Here is a 20,357-nt window from a genome sequence, read left to right on the forward strand (position 1 = left end):
TAGTCGCGGCGCGGAACGGCACTAGCGTCGTCGGCATGGCTGATATCGGCGTGATCGGCGGCTCCGGTTTCTACACGTTCCTCTCCGACAGCGAGACCGTCCCGGTCGACACCCCGTTCGGCGCGCCCAGCGCGGCGCCCGTGGTCGGGGACCTCGACGGGCGGCAGGTCGCCTTCATCCCGCGGCACGGGACCGACCACCAGTTCCCGCCGCACCGGGTCAACTACCGCGCGAACCTGTGGGCGCTCCGCGAGCTCGGCGTCCGCCAGGTCCTCGGCCCGTGCGCGGTCGGCTCGCTGAAACCCGAGCTCGTCCCCGGCACGTTCGTCGTCCCCGACCAGTACGTCGACCGCACCTGGGGCCGCGAGCACACGGTGTACGACGAGGCGCCGGTCGTCCACACCTCGGTGGCCGACCCCTACTGCCCGGTCGGCCGCGCCACGGTGATTGCCACCGGCAACGTCGTACCCGAGGGCACGATGGTGGTGATCAACGGCCCGCGGTTCTCGACCCGGGCCGAGTCGCAGTGGCACGCCGCGCAGGGCTGGTCGGTGGTCGGGATGACCGGTGCCCCCGAGGCGGCGATCGCCCGCGAGCTCGGCCTGTGTTACACGTCGATCGCGGTGGTCACCGACCACGACGCCGGCGTCGAGAGCGGGAGTGGCGTGACCGAGGCCGAGGTGTTCGCGGCGTTCGAGCAGAGTATCGAGCGCCTGCGACGGCTGCTGCGGGACGTGATCGGCCAGCTCCCGAAACCCGAGGCGGACTGCAGCTGCCGGGGCGCGCGATGAGGGTCCTGCTCACCGGCGGCGCCGGCTTCATCGGCACCCACGTCCACGCCCAGCTCCTTGCCGAGGGCCACGAGGTCACCGTCCTCGACTCGTTCCGCCCGGACGTCCACGCGAATCGCCCGGAGCCCCGCCCCGGCCTGATCGTCGGCGACGTCCGCGACCCACGGACCTTCGACGGCATCGATACCGTCGTCCATCTGGCCGCGAAGGTCGGCCTCGGCGTCCATCTCGACGACATCGACGACTACGTCTCCAGCAACAGCCTCGGTACGGCGGTCCTCCTGAAGTCCCTCGGCACCATCCGGAACCTCGTCTACGCGAGCTCGATGGTCGTGTACGGCGAAGGTCGCTACGACTGCCCCACCCACGGACAGGTCGCGCCCGGGCCACGCCGTACCGACGACCTCGACAACGGCCGCTTCGAACCACCCTGCCCGTACTGCGGTGCGCCGCTGGAACCCGGACTCGTGACCGAGGACGCCGCACCGGACCCGCGGAACGCCTACGCGGCCAGCAAGCTGAACGGCGAGCACCTCGCCGCCACCTGGGCCCGCGAGACGGGCGGGCGGGTCACGGCGCTGCGCTTCCACAATGTCTACGGACCGGGCATGCCGCGCAACACGCCGTACGCCGGGGTCGCCGCGATCTTCCGCTCCGCCCTCGAACGCGGGGAGACGCCACGGGTCTTCGAGGACGGCGGCCAGCGCCGCGACTTCGTCCACGTCCGTGACATCGCGACCGCCGTCACGCTGTCGGCCGCCGCGCTGCCGGATCAGCCCGCGTTCACGGCGTACAACGTCGGGAGCGGGACGGTGACCACGATCGGTGAGGTCGCGGCGGAGCTGTCCCAGGCGTACGGCGGCGCGCCGCCGATCGTCACCGGCGAGTACCGTCTCGGCGACGTCCGGCACATCACCGCGTCGTCGGACCGTCTCAAGCACGCATTGGGCTGGAAGCCGGCGTACGACCTGTCCGCCGGTCTGACGGACCTACTCGGCTCGGCTGCCGGCTGAGGCCGGAAGGTCGATCTGGAACGCGCAGCCGCCGTCGACGTTGCTGACGGCGATCTTCCCCTCGTGGGACTCGACGACACCCCGCGCGATCGCCAGCCCGAGGCCGCCGCCGCCGCTGGACCGGCCGTCCGCGGCCTCCGGGGTCCGCTGCTCGTCGCCGCGCCAGCCGACGTCGAACACTCGCTCCAGGTCGGCTGCCGGAATCCCGCCGCACCCGTCGGTCACCGCCAGCTTGACCCGTCCGTCGGGCTCGCGATCGACCGACAGCGTGACCGTGCCGCCCGCGGCGGTGTGCCGGATCGCGTTGCCCACCAGGTTCGTCACCGCGCGGGTCAACTCGTCCGGATCGCCTTGGACGGCGAGCCGATCGTCGTCCCCCGGCGTCGACACCGCCAGCCGGACACCCTCGGCCCGCGCGTGCTCGTTGTTCTCCCCCGCGACGTCCTCCGCGAGCTCCCGCAGGCTGACCGCCGACCGCCTCCTGGGCAACGGGTCCGCCGACAACCGGGACAGCTCGAACAGGTCGTCCACCAGCCCGGTCATCCGATCCACCGTCGACCGCATCTGCCGCAACGCCCCCGGTACGTCGTCGATCACGCCGTCCTCGAGTCCCTCGGACACCGCCCGCAGCCCGGCCAGCGGCGTCCGCAGGTCGTGGGACATGAACGCCACCAGCTCCCGCCGGCTCGCCTCCAGCGCCCGTTCCCGCTCATGCGACGCCGCGAGCTTCTTCCGGGTCATCTCCAGCTCGTCCGTCAGCTCGGCGAGCTCGGCCGGTACCGCCCCGGCCGTCGCCTCGGCCGGCTCGTACGACGTCCCGAGCTGCCGCAACCGCCGCCCGACGTCTCGCGACCCGGTGCTGATCCACTGCCCGAGCAGCACCGACATCACCAGACCGAGCAGGGCCGCGAAGGCCAGCGTCCACAGCACCACCCACGAGTCGTGCTCGGAGATGAACATCGCCCGGACGCTCTGCAGCACCGCGGCCAGCGCGGCTGCCATCGGCGCCAGCCCCGCGACGATCACCGTGACCCGCAACGAGCGCCGCCGGAACTGCCACAGCACCGCCGCCCCGATCGCCGCGACCACCAGCGTCCACAGCGTGGTGAGCGCCAGGATCGTGGCCATGTCCTTGTTCATCTGGCGTCACCGGCGAACAGGTACCCGGTCCGCGGCACGGTGAGCACCAGCTTCGGATCCGACGGATCGACCTCGATCTTCTCGCGCAGCCGCCGGACGTGCACCGTGACGGTCGAGGAGTCGCCGAAGTCCCAGCCCCAGACGCGGCGCAGCAGCTCGGCCTTGGTGTAGGCCTTGCCGGCGTGCGCGACCAGGTACGCGAGCAGGTCGAACTCGCGGTGCGTCAGCGACAGTTCGTCGTCGTTCAAGAACGCCCGCCGCGCCGCGGTGTCGACCACCACCGGCCCGGCGCTCAGCTTGGTCGGCGTCAGGTCGAGCCCGGCCAGCCGCTCCTCGCGCCGCACCATCGCCTGCACCCGCAAGGTCAGCTCGCGCGGACTGAACGGCTTCACCACGTAGTCGTCCGCGCCGACCTCGAGCCCGACCAGCCGGTCCTCCTCTTCGCCGCGCGCGGACAGCATGATCACCGCCGCACTGTCGTCGGCGGCGCGCATCCGGCGCAGCACCTCGAGACCGGACAGCCCGGGCAGCATCACGTCCAGTACGACCACGGACGGCTTCCACTGCTGCCAGACCTCGACCGCCGACACGCCGTCCGCCACTACACGGGCGTCGTACCCCGCCTTGGTCAGGTACGCCGAGACGACATTGGACACGGTCGGGTCGTCATCGACGACGAGCACACGAGTAGCCACGCTCAGAGCGTAGATCCTCGACTCGGTCGCGAGCCTCATCAGCCCCGCTCCGCAGTACGCCGTAAGCAACCCGTAGCCGGGAACCGGCGCCGCGAGCACGCCCGCGTCCTTACCGTCGAAGAATGCCCGTCGATCTCGTCCTGCCGTGCCTGAACGAGGCGGCCGCCCTGCCCTGGATCCTCGAACGTCTCCCGCCCGGCGTTCGCGCCGTCGTCGTCGACAACGGCTCGACCGACGGCTCCGCCGAGCTCGCGACAGCCCTCGGCGCGACCGTCGTACGGTGCACGGTCAAGGGGTACGGCGCAGCGTGTCACGCCGGCCTGGAGGCCGCCGAGGCCGACGTGGTCGCTGTGATGGACGCCGACGCGTCGCTCGATCCGCGGCAGCTCGTCCGGGTCACGGCGCCGGTCGTCGGCGGTCACGCGGACCTCGTCCTCGGGCGCCGGCGTCCGGTCTCGCGGCAGGTCTGGCCGTGGCATCTCCGGCTCGCGAACGCGGAACTGTCCCGCCGCATCCGGCGCCGTACCGGTGTCGCGCTGCACGATCTCGGTCCGATGCGCGCGGCCCGCCGTACGGCGCTACTCGAGCTCGGCCTCGTCGACCGCCGCTCCGGGTACCCGCTGGAGACCGTGGTGCGCGCAGCCGACGCAGGCTGGCGGATCGCCGAGGTCGACGTCGACTACCTGCCGCGCTCGGGTCGCTCGAAGGTCACCGGTACCCCGCTCGGCGCGGCGCGGGCGGTGCTCGACATGTCGAAGGTGCTGGTCCGATGACGCGCGGCACGCTGATCGTCATCGCGAAGGAACCCGTGCCGGGGCGGGTGAAGACCCGGCTGCAGACCGAGTTCACCGCACCCGAGGCGGCCGCGCTGGCCCGGGCGTCGCTCGTCGACACGCTCAGCGCGGTCCGGGTGGCGCCGGCGTCGCGCCGGGTTCTCGCGCTGGAAGGTGATCCAGGTCCCTGGCTGCCGGCCGGGTTCGACGTCGTCGGCCAGCGCGGCGCAGGGCTGGACGAACGACTCGCCGCCGCGTTCGAGGACGCGTACGACGGCTCGCCGATGCTGCTCGTCGGGATGGACACCCCACAGCTGCGGCCCGAGCTGCTCGACTTCCATTGGTCCGGGTACGACGCGGTGCTCGGACTGACCGAGGACGGCGGGTACTGGTGCCTCGGGCTCCGTGTCCCGGATCCACGCGCGCTGGTCGGCGTACCGATGTCGACCGATCACACCGGGCTCGATCAGCTCCGGCGACTCGAGTCGCTCGGACTGCGGGTGCTGATGCTGCCGACGCTGCGGGACATGGACACGCCACGGGACGCGGCGTACCTCGCGGCCGAGTTCCCCGCGTTGCGGGTCTCGCGCCTCTACCGGCGGCTGCAGCATGCGGCGCATCCGGGCCTGCTGTTCGAGCAGGCGCTGAGCGGTACGGCGCGGGTGGTTGCCACTGGCATCGACGGGCGGACCGTGCCGTCGTTGTCGGAGCTGGACCGCTGGCAGGCGCCCGCCGACGAGGTCGACCGGCTGGCGTTGAGCCGGTGCGAAGGTCCGGTGCTCGACATCGGGTGCGGCCCGGGGCGGATCGTGACTGCTCTCGCGGAGCGTGGGATTCCTGCCCTCGGAGTCGATGTATCGCCACGGGCGGTCTCGTTGACGACCTCCCGCGGGGCGGCCGCCTTGCATCGCCCGGTGCAGGACCGGCTGCCGGGTGAAGGGCGTTGGGGCAGCGTGCTGCTGATGGACGGGAACATCGGGATCGGCGGCGCGCCGGTCGACCTGCTCCGCCGCTGCGCCGAGCTGGTCCGACCCGACGGGATCGTCCTCGTCGAGGTGGATCCCGACGACGAACTCGACGACAGCGCGCCGATCGTGCTGCGCAGCTCCACCGGCCGCCATTCGTCACCGTTGCCCTGGGCAAGAGTAGGGGCACGCGCCCTGATCGCCCACGCCCGGACCGCCCGCCTGCACCCCACCGAGGACTGGCGGGCCGGCCACCGGGCCTTCCTCACCCTCCGCCGGACCGCCTGATGACCACGCCACCCCACCACTCCCCACAAGAACCATTTGAGGGGTCAACCCGTCGGAGCGCCGGTTCCTCCCCCCGCATGCGATGGGCGAACCGGCACGCTTCGGGGTTAACCCCTGAAACCGCGCGGGGGCGGATCGGCTGGCGGGGGTTGGTGGCGGGCGGGGTCGGGGCGGTCGGCATCTGCGCGGTGGTGATCGCGTCGTCGGCGCGGCAGTTCTGGCCGAACGCCGTGCTTGTGCTCGGGAGCCTGCTGGTGCTCGGGATCGTGTGGCGGTTCGGGCGTGGATTGAGTGTGGCGGCGGTGGTGATCGTCGCGGGGTTGTGTCAGGTTCCGGGGTTGCTGCACGCGCCGATCACCAGCACGGATGCCTATCGCTACGTCTGGGACGGCCGTGTGCAGTTGTCCGGGCACTCGCCGTACGCGCACGTGCCCTTGGACGACTCACTGGCGCAACTGCGGGACCCGAAGCTCTTCCCGGGGCTGTCCCCGGCCGATCGCTCGGGGATCACCGGGATCCCCGCGAATGCGGCCCAGCAGCCCGTCGACGACGTGCGGACGCGGATCAACCGGCCGGCGGTGCCGACGATCTATCCGCCGGTCGCCGAGGCGTATTTCACCGTGGTCGCGCTTGTCACCCCGTGGTCCGCGGGGACGCTGGGACTCCAGATCGCGGCAGCCCTGCTCGCGATCGCACTCACCTGGCTACTCGCCGTACAGAACCCGCGCTGGGCAGCCTTGTGGGGTTGGTCACCGATCGTCGCTCTGGAGGCGGGCAACGCCGCCCACATCGACGTCCTCGCCGCCCTGCTGATCGCGGCCGCCGTCGTCGTCACGGCACGCCGCCCGAAACTCGCCGCGGTCCTGCTCGGGGCGGCCGGCAGCGTCAAGCTCCTCCCCCTGTTGTTGCTCCCCGCGTTCCGCACGCGCCGGCCGATCGTTGCCATTGGCACCTTCATCGCGTCGTACCTTCCGCACGTCCTTGCCGTCGGCACCTTGGTGCTCGGCTTCCTGCCCGGCTACCTGGACCAGGAAGGGTTCGAGGACGGCAGCTCGCGATCCGCGATTCTCGCGCTCCTGCTGCCTCCTGGGCCCCGCCAGCTCGCCGCCGCGGTCCTCGCCCTGGCCCTCGCCGCGCTCGCCTTCCACCGCACCCGACGGGACCCGATCGCGCTCACCTGCTGCTGGCTGTACGGCGCTGCGCTGCTGATCGCCACGCCGACGTACCCGTGGTACGGCCTGCCGTTGATCGCCCTCGCCGCGCTCGCCCGCCGCCCCGAGTGGCTCGCCGTCCCGCTGGCGTCGTACGTCGCCTACGCCGGCTTCGGCCACGACACCCGCCAGGGCCTCAGCTACCTCGGCGCCGCTGTCATCGTTGTCATCACCATCACGATCCGTCACCGAATGGTTGCGAAATCAGGTTTGACCGCAGCGCCCCTCCGCGCCAACACTGTCGGGCGTGACAAAACGCATCGCCCTCGCGACGTCGGCCGAACACGCTGAGTTGCACCCGCATGAACGCCCGCTCCTGGACGCCCTCCGCGCCGCGGGCCTCGACCCGGTGGTCGAGGTCTGGACCGACCCCTCGGTCGCCTGGTCCGCGTACGACGCCGTCCTGCTGCGCACGGTCTGGGACTACTTCCTGCGCTACGACGAGTTCACCGAGTGGCTCGCGCTGCTCGACAAGTCCGGCGTACCGGTGCTGAACGACTCGGGCCAGGTCCGCTGGAACAGCGACAAGCAGTACCTGCTGGCGCTGCGCGAGCGTGGCGTGTCGATCGTTCCGTCCCAGGTCGCGGCGGGCGCCTGCCTGCGCGAGGTCGTGGCTGGGCTGGCCGGCCAGGAGATCGTCGTCAAGCCGACCGTGAGCGGCAACGCGCTGCACACCGTCCGCGGTGTCGCGGGCTCCCCCGAGCTGGAGCAGGCGCTCACCGAGCTGCCCGAGATCGTCTACCTCGTGCAGCCGTTCCTGCCGGAGATCCAGTCCGCCGGCGAGTGGTCGCTGTTGTTCTTCGACGGCGAATTCAGCCACGCCGTGGTCAAGACGCCGGCGGCCGACGACTACCGGGTCCAGGAGTTCTACGGCGGCCAGGTGACCTTGACGGATCCGCCGGCCGCCGTGCTGGACAGCGCCCGCGCGGCGCTCACGGCCGCGGGCCCGACGCCGACCTATGCGCGGGTCGACGGCGTCGTCGTCAACGACCGCTTCCTGCTGATGGAGATCGAGCTCATCGAGCCGTACCTGTTCCTCCCGCAGTTCCCCGCCGCGGCCGACAAGCTGGCCGCAGCGGTCGCGGACCGGGTCGCTTAGGGCGCGGGATTGGGAGACACGCCCTAACTCGCTGCCGACTCCGGATGGCCGCGGCGACGCCCGTACAACAGGGTCTCGCCGGCGGCCGTCCCGGTGAACTTCGTCCGGCGCGCCCAGTCCTGCACTCGGCCAGCACCGGGCACTCCCTCAGGCACAGCTCGCGGGCCTTCCGCTGCTCGCAATATGATCGACTTACTAGACTTTTAAGGTCTGGTGTATGCCGACACTCGACGACATCCGCCACGCCGCCCGGGACCTCGAGGGACGGATCCACCGCACCCCGATGCTGACCTCGTCGGCGCTCGACGAGCACTTCGGCGCCGACCTGGTCCTGAAGGCCGAACTGTTCCAGAAGACCGGCAGTTTCAAGGTTCGCGGCCTGCTCACCAAGCTGCTCCGGCTGCCCGCCGCGGAGCGGGAGCGCGGGGTGATCACCGTCTCGGCCGGGAACGCCGCCGGCGCGCTCGCCTGGGCCGCCCGCGACGCCGGGGTCCCGGCGACGGTCGTGATGGCGAAGACCGCCGTACCGGCGAAGATCGACGCGGCCCGCGGGTACGGCGCCACTGTCGAACTCGTCGAGGGCGACCTGATGGCGGAGTACGCGCGGATCCGGGACGAACGAGGCCTGACCGGCGTGCACCCGTTCGACGATGACGACGTGATCACGGGGCACGGCAGCCTCGGCCTGGAACTGCTGGCGGACCGCCCGGACCTCGGCACGGTGATGGTCCCGGTCGGTGGTGGCGGGCTGATCTCGGGCGTCGCGACCGCCGTGAAGCTCCTGAAGCCGTCGATCCGGGTGATCGGGATCGAGCCGGAGCAGGCCGACGTGGTCAGCCGCAGTCTCGAGACCGGCGAACCACAGCAACTCCTGACCGCCCGCTCGATCGCCGACGGCCTCGCCGCCCCGGTCTGCGGCACCCGGAACTTCCCCCTCGTCCAGCAGTACGTCGACGAGGTGGTCCGCGTCAGCGAACAAGCCCTCCTGGAGGCGACCCGCCTGGTCATGTCGCGCACCAAACTCGCCCTCGAACCCGCCGCGGCCGCACCCTTCGCGGCCCTGCTTCAGGGCAGCGTCCAGCCGACCGGCGTCACCGCCGCGGTCGTGAGCGGCGGCAACCTGGACGTGTCGAAGCTGCAGCTCTAGGCGGGTGCGAGGCGCGCCCGCGCGGCGGACCGGACACCGTCGGACGGGTCGTCCACGAGGTCGCCCCGGCGGACCGGATCCTTCTCCGGCAGCAGGATGTCGCGGGCGACCACCAGCATCAGCCACAGCGTGCCGGCCATCCGCAGGATCACCGACAGCCAGTAGATCCGGTCGGGCACCTGCGGATCACCCGGCGCCAGGAACTGCGCGAGATGCATCCACACGAGCATCCAGTAGAAGCATTCGCAGGCCTGCCAGATCAGCCAGTCCCGCAGCCGCGGCCGGGCCAGCGCGACCAGGGGCAGCAGCCACAGCACGTACTGTGGTGAATAGACCTTGTTGATCAGCAGGAACGCCGCGACCACCAGGAACGCGAGCTGGGCGAATCTCGGCGGCCGGGGCGCCATCAACCCGAGGATCGCGATCGACAGGCACAGGCCGGCGAAGATCACGATGTTCAACTGGTTGACGTCCGCGACCTCGTGCTTGGCGAGTTTCAGGACGTACCAGATCGAGCCGTAGTCACTCTCGCGCTGGTCGTTGAACTGCCAGAACGACAGCCATTCGTTCTTCGCGAGCAAGTAGATCGGCGCGTTCACCAGGCCCCACGCGACCACCGCCGCGATCACCGCCTGGAACCACGGCCAGAGTTTGCGGCCGCGCAGACAGACGATCAGCAAGGGTCCGAGGAGCAGGAACGGATAGAACTTCGCCGCCGTACCGAGGCCGAGCAGGATGCCGAACCACACAGGTCTCCCCCGCGACCAGGCGAACATGGCCCCGGCGGTCAACGCGACCGCGAACAGGTCCCAGTTGATCGTCGAGGTCAAGGCGAGCGCCGGTGCGGCCGCGACGTACAGGGCGTCGAGTGGCTGCCCGCGGGCCGCGCCCGGGCGCGATGCCACCCCGCGGGCGGTCGCGGCGGTCAGGCCGACGATCAACAGCGCGCAGAGGAAGAGCATCACGGTGTTGACCACGAAGAAGACGCCGGCCGTGTCGCGCTTCTGCTCGACGGTCAGGTCCTGCTTCGGGTCTCCGGTGATCAGCCAGGTGATCTGCGCGGCGACCTCCATGAAGCCACCCGTGAGCACCGGGTACTCGAGCACCGGGTAGTTGCCGGTGTCCAGGAACGGCCGGTTACCCTCCGCGAAACCACGCTCCTGGTACAGGAACCCGATGTCGGAGTAACAGAGCGCCTTGAACGGCCGCCAGCTCTGCCGATCCCAGCCCGCCTCCATGCACGGTGCCTTCTGCAGGACGCCGAGCCCGAAGGTGATCGTGCACACCGCGAGCACGATCCGCAGCGGCGTCCACCACGACGAGCTCAGCCGGGCGAACCGCCCGGTCGGCCCGCCGAGCCCGACGGTCAGGCCGGCGACCGCCGGCTCGATGTCCGACGGCGCCTGCGCAAGCTCGCGTTGTGGTGCAGTCACGGTCGGCATCATCTCCTATCGGCCCCCTGGCGTCAGCCCCGGCCTTGGGTGAGGTTACCCATCCGACACCAGCCAGACCCGCAAGCGTGACCCGCGCGCCGCATCAGCTCGGCGGTTCGAGCTTGCCGAGCCACTTGGTGAGCAGCGTTTCCAGCTGAGTGGTCTCGTCCGGTGTGAGCGCTTCGAGCAGCCGCCGCTCGTTCGCCATGTGCGCCGTGAACGCCTTGTCGATCAACCGTCGCCCCGCCGGCGTCAGGCGCACCACGCGCCCACGGCCGTCGGCGTCACTGCGCCGGCGCTGGACCAGCCCCGCTTCCTCGAGCCGATCGACCCGCTTGGTGACCGCTCCCGTCGTCACCATCGTGTGCAGCGCCAACTCCCCCGGAGCCCGCTCGTACGGCGCTCCCGCGCGCCGCAACGCCGCGAGGACGTCGAACTCCCCCTCGGTCAGCCCGTACTTCCCGTACAGCAGCGTCAACTCGCCCGTGAGCTGGTTCGCGATCCGGTGCAACCGGCCGATCACACCCTGCGGACCGGTGTCGACGTCCGGCCGCTCGAGCCGCCACTCCGCCTGGATCCGCGCCACATGATCGGTCACCCCTCCACTATATCTTCCTGGGAAGATATAGTGTTTTCCATGGAAGATACTTTCCGCTGGTCCCTCGTCACCGCGATCGCCCCGATCGCCTGGGGCACCAACTACTTCGTCACCCACGAGTACCTCCCGGCCGGACATCCCTTGTACGGCGCGGTTCTGCGCGCCCTGCCCGCCGGTCTCCTGCTCCTCGCTCTGGCCCGCCGGCTCCCCCGCGGCGCCTGGTGGTGGCGCTCACCGGTGCTCGGGATCTGCACCATGGGCGCGTTCTTCGCACTGATCTACCTCGCGTCCCAACTGCTCCCCGTCAGCCTCGCGTCGACGATCATGTCCGCCTCGCCGTTCACCATGGCCCTCTTCGCCTGGGGCCTGCTTGCCGAACGACCGACCGCTCTGGTGCTGACCGGAGCGGCCGCCGGAATCGCCGGCGTCGTCCTGCTGCTCGGCACCGGCGCGACCGCCGTCGACCTCCGCGGCGTCGCGGCCTCGGCCGCGGCGCTGACGATGTCGTCCTGCGGCTACGTCCTGGCGAAGAAATGGGGCCGCGCCGACGAGGGACCACTTGCCACGACCTCGTGGCAGCTGGTCGCCGGCGGGCTCGTCCTGATCCCGGTCGCGATCGCCGTGGAGGGCGCGCCACCGCGCCTCGACCTCCCCGCCGTCGCCGGTTTCGCGTACGTCGGACTCGTCGCCACCGCACTCGCCTTCACCGCCTGGTTCGCGGGCCTGCGCCGACTGCCCGCCGCCACCGTCGGCCTGATCGGACTGCTGAACCCGGTCACCGGCGTCCTGCTCGGCGTGCTGCTGTCCGGCGACGTCCTGACCGCGCGCCAGTTCCTCGGACTCGGACTCGTCCTCCTCGGGATCGCTGTCAGTCAACTCCGGCCCGGCGCCGTGTCGAAGCGCTTCGACTGGGGTAGAACTGGTGCAAGTACACGAGAGGGGCACCATGGTCACGATCGCCGACGTCGCGCGGCACGCCGGGGTGGCGACCAGCACGGTGTCCTACGTGCTCAGCGGCAAGCGGACGATCTCACCTGACACCCGCGACCGGGTCCAGCGCAGTGTTCGCGCCCTCGGTTACCGGCCGAACGCGAGCGCCCGCGCACTGGCCAGCCAGCGGTCCAACGTGCTGGCGTTGGTGATCCCGCTGCGGACCGGCATGCATGTCCCGGTGATGATGCAGTTCGCCACCGCTGTGGTGACCACGGCCCGCCGGTTCGACCACGACGTACTGCTGCTGACCGCCGACGAGGGGCCCGACGGGCTGGAGCGGGTGGCACAGAGTTCGCTGGTCGACGCGCTCGTGGTGATGGACGTCGAACTGCACGACGAGCGGGTGCCGGTACTGCGTGGACTGCCGATGCCATCGGTGCTGATCGGATATCCGGAGCAGGCCGACGGGCTGACGTGTGTCGACCTGGACTTCGTTGCCGCGGGCGCGCAATGCGTGAACCACCTGGCCGACCTCGGTCACCAGGAGCTCGCGCTCCTCGGTACGCCGTCGGCGGTGTACGAGCGGCAGACCGGGTTCGCCCAGCGCACCCTGACCGGCTTCGCCGAGGCCGCGGCGCGGCGCGGGGTGCTCGGGGTGGAGACGCCGTGCGAGCACACGTTCGACGCGATCCTGCACACGGTCGAGCAGCTACTGAACGAGCATCCGGGGATCACCGGACTCGTGGTCCAGAACGAGCCGATCATCGGCCCGCTGCTGGACGTGCTGCGGCGGCTCGGGCGGCGGGTACCCGAGGACATGTCGCTGGTGGCGATCTGCGCGGACGACGTCGCGGAACGACAGGTCCCGCAACTGTCGTCCGTGACGATCCCCGCGGACCAGATCGGCGTCCAGGCGGTCGAGTCGCTGATCACGAAGCTCGAGGGCGGGACCGTCCCCGAGCTCACCTTGCTGCCGCCGGCGCTCACCGCCCGCGGCAGCTCAGCCCCTCACTCCGACCGCAGCACCGCATAACCTCCGGCCGGCACCACAGCACTGCCGGCCACCAGCTCGACTCCCGCCACAGGCACGGCAACCTCCTGAGATCCGTGGTTGATGAAGAACGTCCACGTGACGTCGCCCGCCTGACGGCGCACCACTTCGAGGAGCTCGCTAGTGCCCGTCGTCCCTGTCAGCCTCGTGACCAGCGCCGCCGCGGTCTCGTCGTCCAGTTCGGTCGACACGTACCACGCCGTACCGGCGCCGAGCTGGTGCCGCGTGATCGCGGGTTTCCCGTCGAGGACTCCCCCGGCGTACCGATCGACCACCTCCGCCGACACCGACCGCACGTCCTCGCTCCACAGTCGTCCGCGCCCGCCCGAGGCCAACTCGACCGCGTCCTCGACCGGGTGGAACTCCTCCACGCGCACCCCGAGCAACTCGGTGAACGCTCCCGGATACCCGCCGAGCCGCACCCGCAGATCCGGGTCCACGATTCCGCTGAAGTACCCGACCACGAGCTGCCCACCACCCTCGACGTACGCCGTCAGGTTCGCCGCGGCCTCGTCGGAGACCAGGTAGAGCGACGGCACCACCACCAGCCGGTACGACGACAAGTCAGCGTCCGGTGACGCGAAGTCGACCGTCACGCCGGCCCGCCAGAAGTGCCGATGCGCGGACCGCACCGCGGCGAGGTAGTCCAGCGACGAGGACGGCAGATGCGTGCCTTGCATCGCCCACCAGGACTCGACGTCCCACAGGATCGCCACGTCGGCCTGAACGTTGCTATCAGCAACCTCGGCCAATCGCGGCAGCACCGCACCGAGCTCCTCGATCTCGGAGAAGATCCGGCTGTCCGGACCGGCGTGCGGAACCATCGCCGAGTGGTACATCTCCGAACCGCCCCGCGACGCCCGCCACTGGAAGAACAGTGCGCCGCGCGAACCGCGAGCGATGTGCGACAGGCTGTGCCGCGCCATCCGCCCCGGCTCCTTCGTGTGCAGCCGGTGACCGGCGTTGACCGTCCCCGCGGCCTGCTCCATCAGCAACCACGGCTTCCCACCGGCCCAGGCCCGCGCGAGGTCGGCCCCGAACGCGGTCTGCTCCTCGGCGCCGATCCCCGCCTGGTCCGGGTAGTGGTCAATGGCAACGACATCGACCGCGTCCGCCCACCGCGCGTGGTTCACCGGCACCCATCCGCCGAACACGAAGTTCGTCGTGACCGGCAGCTCCGACTTCGCCCGGATCTCGGTCTTCTGCTCGAGATACGCGGCCAGCAACTCGTCCGACCAGAACCTGCGATAGTCCAGGTACTGCGTCGGATTCACCAGGTACTGCGTTTTCCGCGGCGGCTCGATCTCCGCCCACTCGCCGTACCCCTGGCTCCAGAAGGCCGTCGTCCACGCCTCGTTCAACCGTTCGAGCGACCCGTACCGCTCCCGCAGCCACTCGCGGAACCGCACCGCCGCGAGCGGGCAGTAACACGTCGTCCCGTACTCGTTGTGCACATGCCACATCGCGAGCGCCGGATGCTCGGCGTACCGCTCGGCCAACGCTCTTGCGATGCCACGCGCCGCCTCGCGGTATGCCGGCGCGCAGGCGCAGTACGTGTCCCGACTGCCGTGCGTCAGCCGTACGCCGTCCGCGGTGACCGGAAGCGCCTCGGGGTGCAGCCGGCTGAACCAGGGCGGGGGCGACGCGGTCGGGGTGGCGAGGTCCACGCTCACCCCACCCGCGTGCAACAGGTCGAGCACCTGATCCAGCCAGCCGAACTCGTACGTGCCCGGTGCCGGTTCCAGACTGGACCACGAGAAGACGCCGACCGTCACCAGGTTGACGCCGGCCCGGCGCATCAGGTCGACGTCCTCCTTCCAGACACTCGGGTCCCACTGCTCGGGGTTGTAGTCACCGCCGTACCAAAGACTCATGTGCTCAGCCTTTCACTGCGCCGATGATGACGCCCTTCTGGAAGTGGCGCTGGATGAACGGGTACACCAGCAGGACCGGCACGATCGCGATCACCACGATCGCCATCTTGATCGCCAGCCCCGGTGCCGGCTGCAGCCCCAGGCCGACGCCCGTCGCCACTCCGCCGGCGCCGGTCGGCAGCGGCTGCTGCTGCACGATGTACGTTCGCAGCACCATCTGCAGCGGCCACTTGGTGTTGTCGTTGATGTAGAGCAATGCGTTGAAGAACGCGTTCCAATATCCGACCGCGTAGAACAGGCCGACCACCGCGACGACCGCCTTCGACAGCGGCAACACGATCCGGCGCAGGATGGACAGCTCGCCCGCGCCGTCGATCCGGGCGCTGTCGATCAGCTCGGCCGGGATGCCCATGAAGAACGACCGCATCACGATCAGGTTGAACGCCGAGATCGCGGCCGGCAGGATCAGCGAGGCGTAGTGGTCGATCAGCCCCAACGCGTTCACCACGAGATAGCTCGGGATGATGCCCGGCCCGAACAGGAACGTCAGCAGCACCACGAACAACAGCGGCCGATGGAACAACGACCCCGGCCGCGACAGTCCGTACGCCGCCAGCACGGTGATCCCGAGACTGAACGCCGTACCGATCGCGGTGATCACCACGCTGATCAGCAGCGCCCGAGTCACCACACCACCCGACAGCAGCTGTACGTACGCCGCCAGGGTCAGCTCCCGCGGTACGACGACCAACCCGCCGGCCCGCGTCACGGCCTCGGTCGTCGACAGGCTGGTGACAACCACGACGTACAACGGGAACGCGACCGCCAACGCGATCAGCGTCAGGACGACCGGCTTCCCGATCCGGTCGGCGACCGTCGGTTCTTCCTCCCAGACAGCTCGTGCGGTCATGAGCGCGAATACACCCCCTGCTCGCCCACCAGGTGAGCGAATCGGTTGGCCACCAGGACGAGGACGAGGCCGACGACACCCTTGAACAGGCCGGCGGCCGCGCCGTACCCGAAGTCGCCGACGAGCAGGCCCTGGTAGTAGACGTACGTGTCGAGAACCTCCGCGGCGCCGCCGCCGACGGCGCTGCGTTGCAGGATGAACTGCTCGAAGCCGACCGTCAGCGCGTCGCCGAGCCGCAGGATCAGCAGCAGGACGATCACCGGGCGCAGGCCGGGCAGCGTGATGTGCCAAAGGCGGCGCCAGCGGTTCGCGCCGTCGGCCGCGGCGGCCTCGTACAGCGCGGGGTTGATGGTGGACAGCGCCGCGAGGAACACGATCATGCCCCAGCCGGCGTCCTTCCAGACCGCCTGCGCGGTGACCAGCAGGATGAACGTGTCCGGCTTGGTCATCAGGTCGATCGCCTGGTGCCCGTGGTCGCGCAGCGTCTGCGAGAGCAGGCCGGCGCCGCCGATCATCTGCTGGAACAGCGAGACGACCAGGACCCAGGAGAAGAAGTGCGGCAGGTACACGACGCCCTGCACGAGGTTGCGGAGCTTGGCCGACAGGACGCTGTTCAACAGCAGGGCGAGGGCGATCGGGACCGGGAAGAAGAAGGTCAGCTGGACGGCGGTGATCGACAGGGTGTTCGCGACCGCTTTCCAGAACGCCGGCTCCGAGAACATCCGCTGGAAGTTGGCCAACCCCACGAAATCGCTTCCCCGGATCCCGGCGTACGGCGAGTAGTCCTGGAACGCGATCACGTTGCCGAGCGTCGGCAGGTAATGGAATAGACCCAGCAACACCGTCACCGGCAACACCATCACCAGCAACGGCCAGTCCCGCCGCAACCGGTGCCGGAACCCCATGCCACCCTTCGCGACCCGGCGTTGTGCACGAGATCCGTACGCAGAGCGCCGAGCCGTACGGACCCGGTGCACAAAGTCGCCGGTCGACTGCTTAGCGCCCGTTGTCACTGAGGACCTTCGCGTAGAAGTCACGGCCTTCGTTGCCGCCGTTGTCCTGCCACTGCTTGATGGCGGTCTTCAGGTAACTGACCGGCTTGCGGCCCCGGTAGATGTCCTGCAACGCGTCGTCGAACGGCTGGTTCAGCGCGGCCATCCTGGCCGGCTGCTCGACCCGGATCCCCTCGAACAGGTTCTTCTCCCGGACCTTCGCTGCCGCGTTCTGCCAGGCACACATCGACTGGACGTACCCCGGATACTCGCTCTCGGTGACAGCGACCGGACGCCCACCGAGGAAGATGTAGGTCTGCGAAACCTCCTTCTGCCCGAGTGCGGTCAACTTCGGCGCTCCGGACGGCTGCTTGGTGTAGTGCTTGCCCTGGAGCCCGTAGTTGTACAGCTGGTACTCCTCGGTGCCGAACGGCGCGGCGGTGTAGTTGAGCACTCCGAGCAACTCCTTCACCCGGTCCGGGCCGACGCCCTTCTTCACGAACGTGAAGATTCCGGCCGGATCACCGGGCCAGACGATCGGCTTCCCGCCGTCGTGGGCAAACGGAAGCACCGGCTGCGGGTTGAACTTCGGGTTGATCGACTGCTGGCGCTGCAACGACTCGCGCCAGCCGCCCAGGCCGTTCTGCCGGATCACGAACTTGCCGCCCTCGAACAACGCGTTCTCGTCCGCGCCGGTGCCGGCCACGACCTCCGGGTGCACGTACCCCGACTGGAAGAGCTGCCGGACGAACGCGACGGCTGCTTCGAACTCCGGCGTCTCGATCTTGTTCACCAGCTTGCCGTTGGAGTCCTTCCGCCAGCCTCCCGGCGCACCGAACGCTCGGTGCACCTCGTCGGCGACGCTGCCGAACGCCCAGCGACCGGCCTTCGAGTCGGTCAGCTCCTTGCCCAGCGCCAGCAGGTCGCCGGAGGTCTTCGGCGGTTCCGCACCGAGCTGGTCGAAGATGTCCTTGCGGTACATCATCATCCACGGGAAGCCGTCGGACGGGAACGGAACCGCCTTCAGCTGCGAGTTCCATACGCCGTACGCCCAGGCGCGCGTCGGCAGGTTCGCCAGCATCGGGTACGCCGACACCTTGTCGCCGGCCAGGTGCGGCGTGAGGTCCTCGAACAGCTTGTCGGCGGCCTGGCCGAACCGGGTCAGGCTGGAGATGTTCCAGCCGGGGATGCAGAGCAGCTCCGGAACGTTGCCAGAAGCAAGGATCGGACCGAGCTTGTCGCCGTAGTCATTGCCGTTCAGGATGTTGAACTTGACCGGGGCGCCGATCCGCTCGTCGTTCGCCTCGAAGTACGAGTTGCCGGCCAGCGGCGGGATCGGGCTCCACAGCGGGGTCATCGCCGACACCGCCTTGCCGCTCGGCACCATCTTGTCCGGCACCGCCCGCTTGAACTCGCTCGGGTAGTGCGTGAAGCCCGGCGAGGCACCGTTCTCGCCCGGCAGATCCGGCGTCAGCGGTTCGTACCGGGTGTACTTCGGCAACAGGCCCGCCAGTTTGTCCTCGGTCTCGGCACGCCCCGACGTACCGGAGCCCGAGCTGCCCTTCGAGCAGCTGGTCAGCGTGGCCCCGCCGGTGGCAGCCGCCGCTCCGGCGCCGAGCAGGGAGATGAAGGTCCGGCGGCTGGGTCCGCCGATCGCTGGTCCGGTCACGTCGCATCCCCTAGACTTAGTTGGGCTGGTAGCCAAACAAATTAACGCAGAGCCGACAACCCGACAAGGTGTAGAACTGACCCAGCACTTCTTTCGACGGGACGGACCTTGAGCACACAGACCGCGGACCACACCGACATCCGCGCCACCAACCTGGCCGCGGTGCTGGGCTACCTGCGCCGCGAGGCGCCCTGCTCACGGGCGGCGATCGCGTCCGGGACCGGGCTGAACAAGGCGACCGTGACGAGCATCGTCGGGGAGCTGCTGGACCGCCGGCTGGTCCGCGAGACGCAGCAGACGCAGAACCACGTCGGCCGCCCCGCGACCTTGCTGGTGCTCGACGGGTCGGCGTACGCGACGATCGGGCTCGAGGTGAGCGCACAGGGGCTGACCGCGCTGAGCTGCGACGCGGCCGGCGAGCAGGTACTGCGCTGGCACCGCTCGGGGCCCGGTGTCGATGCGGGGCCCGCGAAGACGACGGCCGCGCTGGCCGCACTGGCTCGCCGGGCGATCACGACGGTGCAGGCGTCCGGGCGACGGGTGCTCGGCATCACGGTCGGCGTCCCCGGACTGGTGAACCGCGAAGGAACCGTCGTACTCGCGGCCGGGCTCGGGTGGCGCGACGTACCGCTGAAGGCCGAGCTGGCGGCGGCGCTCGGGCGTCCGGACATCCCGGTGCAGGTCGACAACGACGCGTCCCTGGGAGTGCTCGCCGAGCACCTGTACGGGCCGCTCGCCGGGACCGCGAACCTCATCCACATCACCGGCGACACCAGCGTCGGCGCCGGCATCATCGCCGACGGCCGCCCACTCGCCGGCCACCTCGGGTACGTCGGGGAGATCGGGCACCTCCGCCTGATCCCGGACGGACCCCTCTGCGGCTGCGGCCGGCGCGGCTGCCTCGAGGCCCTGGCGAGCCTGCCGGCGATCCTCGCGCGAGTCGACGGGACGAGCGACGACGACCCCCAGCACCAGCTCGAGAGCCTGATCCGGCGCGCCACCGCCGAGGAGACCGCGGTCACCGAAGTACTCGCCGAAGCCGGCACCCACCTCGGCCACGGCATCGCCGCGCTGGTCAACATCCTCAACCCCGAGGTCGTCGTCCTCGGCGGCGCCTACGCCCTACTCGCCGACCACCTCACCCCGGCCATCGACAAGGCCCTCCGCGAAGCCACCACCGCCCCCGACGCCGGCGGCTGCACCGTCGTCCCGTCCTCCAACCCCCACACCGCCACTCCCCTAGGCGCCACCGCCCAAGCCCTAACCCCCCTAACCCAAGGCCGCCTCCCCACCCCCTGACCAACCAACCCCAACCCGCCTCCCGATCCTCACCCCCCGCCCCGCACATCCCGCCCCGCCCCGCACATCCCGCCCCGCCCCGCACATCCCGCCTCGCCCCGCACACCCCGCCCCGCCCCGCACCCCACCCCGCCCGCCTCACGCCTTGCCCCGCCCGCCTCGCACCCCGTCTGGCATGCGCTCGACCCAGCCGTCGTCGTCCCGCGTCACTTCAGGGGGCGCCCCCTCACCGGGTGGGTTGCCCCCTCAGAATCCAAGCGGGCAACCCCCCAGCTCAAGGGGCAACCCCCGAAACGCGCACCCCCGGCCCGCCCGCGGCTCAGCTACCGCACACCACGACCCAGCCGACCTCGACCAGGCATCGCCTCAGGCGCCGCCCCCTCACCGGGTGGGTTGCCCCCTCAGAATCCAAGCGGGCACCCCCCAGCTCAAGGGGCAACCCCCCGAAACGCGCACCCCCGGCCCGCCCGCGGCTC

At 70.3% G+C, this 20,357-nt stretch carries 18 protein-coding genes; 10 read left to right on the forward strand and 8 right to left on the reverse strand.

The genetic code is table 11. From position 1 onward, the window contains the following. Window positions 1-35 precede the first annotated feature (35 nt). Together ACFYRH_RS38595 and ACFYRH_RS38600 are read left to right on the forward strand one after the other, a co-directional pair. A complete protein-coding gene (locus ACFYRH_RS38595) occupies window positions 36-791 on the forward strand; it encodes an S-methyl-5'-thioadenosine phosphorylase (RefSeq protein ID WP_387785390.1) in 756 nt (251 codons plus the stop codon). Next, complete coding sequence (locus ACFYRH_RS38600) at window positions 788-1,804, forward strand: NAD-dependent epimerase/dehydratase family protein (RefSeq protein ID WP_387785393.1); 1,017 nt, start codon at window positions 788-790, stop codon at window positions 1,802-1,804. The genes ACFYRH_RS38595 and ACFYRH_RS38600 overlap by 4 nt, the downstream gene beginning before the upstream one ends. On the opposite strand, the gene ACFYRH_RS38605 is transcribed toward ACFYRH_RS38600, so the two are convergent. Beyond that, window positions 1,781-2,944, reverse strand: coding sequence for a sensor histidine kinase (locus tag ACFYRH_RS38605; RefSeq protein ID WP_387785395.1), 1,164 nt, complete (start codon window positions 2,942-2,944; stop codon window positions 1,781-1,783). The two genes, ACFYRH_RS38600 and ACFYRH_RS38605, sit on opposite strands and share 24 nt — an antisense overlap. Further along, on the reverse strand, window positions 2,941-3,639 hold the full coding sequence (locus ACFYRH_RS38610) for a response regulator transcription factor (protein WP_387785397.1): 699 nt from the start codon (window positions 3,637-3,639) through the stop codon (window positions 2,941-2,943). The genes ACFYRH_RS38605 and ACFYRH_RS38610 overlap by 4 nt, the downstream gene beginning before the upstream one ends. 122 nt (window positions 3,640-3,761) lie before the next feature. Between ACFYRH_RS38610 and ACFYRH_RS38615 the strand changes: the two genes are divergently transcribed. The 5 genes from ACFYRH_RS38615 (at window position 3,762) to ACFYRH_RS38635 (ending at window position 9,122) form a co-directional block, all read left to right on the forward strand. Then, complete coding sequence (locus ACFYRH_RS38615) at window positions 3,762-4,412, forward strand: glycosyltransferase family 2 protein (protein WP_387785400.1); 651 nt, start codon at window positions 3,762-3,764, stop codon at window positions 4,410-4,412. Next, complete coding sequence (locus ACFYRH_RS38620; protein ID WP_387785401.1) at window positions 4,409-5,665, forward strand: DUF2064 domain-containing protein; 1,257 nt, start codon at window positions 4,409-4,411, stop codon at window positions 5,663-5,665. Before ACFYRH_RS38615 ends, ACFYRH_RS38620 begins: the two co-directional genes overlap by 4 nt. A 152-nt stretch (window positions 5,666-5,817) precedes the next feature. After that, window positions 5,818-7,167 (forward strand): glycosyltransferase 87 family protein, encoded by a 1,350-nt coding sequence (locus ACFYRH_RS38625; RefSeq protein ID WP_387785404.1) that lies wholly within the window; start codon window positions 5,818-5,820, stop codon window positions 7,165-7,167. Next, window positions 7,124-7,975 carry a RimK family alpha-L-glutamate ligase gene (locus tag ACFYRH_RS38630; RefSeq protein ID WP_387785407.1) on the forward strand — a complete coding sequence of 284 codons (852 nt, stop codon included), beginning with the start codon at window positions 7,124-7,126 and terminating at the stop codon, window positions 7,973-7,975. The genes ACFYRH_RS38625 and ACFYRH_RS38630 overlap by 44 nt, the downstream gene beginning before the upstream one ends. 217 nt (window positions 7,976-8,192) lie before the next feature. Beyond that, window positions 8,193-9,122: a threonine/serine dehydratase gene (locus ACFYRH_RS38635; RefSeq protein ID WP_387785409.1), complete on the forward strand. Its 930-nt coding sequence runs from the start codon at window positions 8,193-8,195 to the stop codon at window positions 9,120-9,122. On the opposite strand, the gene ACFYRH_RS38640 is transcribed toward ACFYRH_RS38635, so the two are convergent. Continuing rightward, a complete protein-coding gene (locus tag ACFYRH_RS38640) occupies window positions 9,119-10,564 on the reverse strand; it encodes a glycosyltransferase family 87 protein (RefSeq protein WP_387785558.1) in 1,446 nt (481 codons plus the stop codon). The genes ACFYRH_RS38635 and ACFYRH_RS38640 overlap by 4 nt on opposite strands. Before the next feature lie 94 nt (window positions 10,565-10,658). Continuing rightward, window positions 10,659-11,153, reverse strand: coding sequence for a MarR family winged helix-turn-helix transcriptional regulator (locus tag ACFYRH_RS38645; RefSeq protein WP_387785410.1), 495 nt, complete (start codon window positions 11,151-11,153; stop codon window positions 10,659-10,661). A 39-nt stretch (window positions 11,154-11,192) separates the two neighbouring features. On the opposite strand from ACFYRH_RS38645, the gene ACFYRH_RS38650 reads away from it, so the two are divergent. Together ACFYRH_RS38650 and ACFYRH_RS38655 are read left to right on the forward strand one after the other, a co-directional pair. Next, window positions 11,193-12,191, forward strand: coding sequence for a DMT family transporter (locus ACFYRH_RS38650; protein WP_387785413.1), 999 nt, complete (start codon window positions 11,193-11,195; stop codon window positions 12,189-12,191). Continuing rightward, window positions 12,100-13,119 (forward strand): LacI family DNA-binding transcriptional regulator, encoded by a 1,020-nt coding sequence (locus ACFYRH_RS38655; protein WP_387785415.1) that lies wholly within the window; start codon window positions 12,100-12,102, stop codon window positions 13,117-13,119. Before ACFYRH_RS38650 ends, ACFYRH_RS38655 begins: the two co-directional genes overlap by 92 nt. Here ACFYRH_RS38655 and ACFYRH_RS38660 read toward each other — a convergent pair. The 4 genes from ACFYRH_RS38660 to ACFYRH_RS38675 all read right to left on the reverse strand — a co-directional run bounded on the left by ACFYRH_RS38660 (window position 13,095) and on the right by ACFYRH_RS38675 (window position 18,582). Next, window positions 13,095-15,011, reverse strand: coding sequence for a beta-galactosidase (locus ACFYRH_RS38660; RefSeq protein ID WP_387785418.1), 1,917 nt, complete (start codon window positions 15,009-15,011; stop codon window positions 13,095-13,097). The two genes, ACFYRH_RS38655 and ACFYRH_RS38660, sit on opposite strands and share 25 nt — an antisense overlap. Before the next feature lie 4 nt (window positions 15,012-15,015). Beyond that, on the reverse strand, window positions 15,016-15,921 hold the full coding sequence (locus ACFYRH_RS38665) for a carbohydrate ABC transporter permease (RefSeq protein WP_387785421.1): 906 nt from the start codon (window positions 15,919-15,921) through the stop codon (window positions 15,016-15,018). Then, window positions 15,918-16,826 (reverse strand): ABC transporter permease, encoded by a 909-nt coding sequence (locus ACFYRH_RS38670; protein WP_387785424.1) that lies wholly within the window; start codon window positions 16,824-16,826, stop codon window positions 15,918-15,920. Before ACFYRH_RS38670 ends, ACFYRH_RS38665 begins: the two co-directional genes overlap by 4 nt. A 91-nt stretch (window positions 16,827-16,917) precedes the next feature. Next, window positions 16,918-18,582, reverse strand: coding sequence for an extracellular solute-binding protein (locus tag ACFYRH_RS38675; protein ID WP_387785427.1), 1,665 nt, complete (start codon window positions 18,580-18,582; stop codon window positions 16,918-16,920). Between the two features lie 108 nt (window positions 18,583-18,690). Between ACFYRH_RS38675 and ACFYRH_RS38680 the strand changes: the two genes are divergently transcribed. Next, window positions 18,691-19,881, forward strand: a complete 1,191-nt coding sequence (locus ACFYRH_RS38680) for an ROK family protein (RefSeq protein ID WP_387785429.1) — start codon at window positions 18,691-18,693, stop codon at window positions 19,879-19,881. The last annotated feature ends 476 nt before the right edge of the window (window positions 19,882-20,357 follow it).

The organism is Kribbella sp. NPDC004875 (genome assembly GCF_042873375.1).
GTDB lineage: Bacteria > Actinomycetota > Actinomycetes > Propionibacteriales > Kribbellaceae > Kribbella.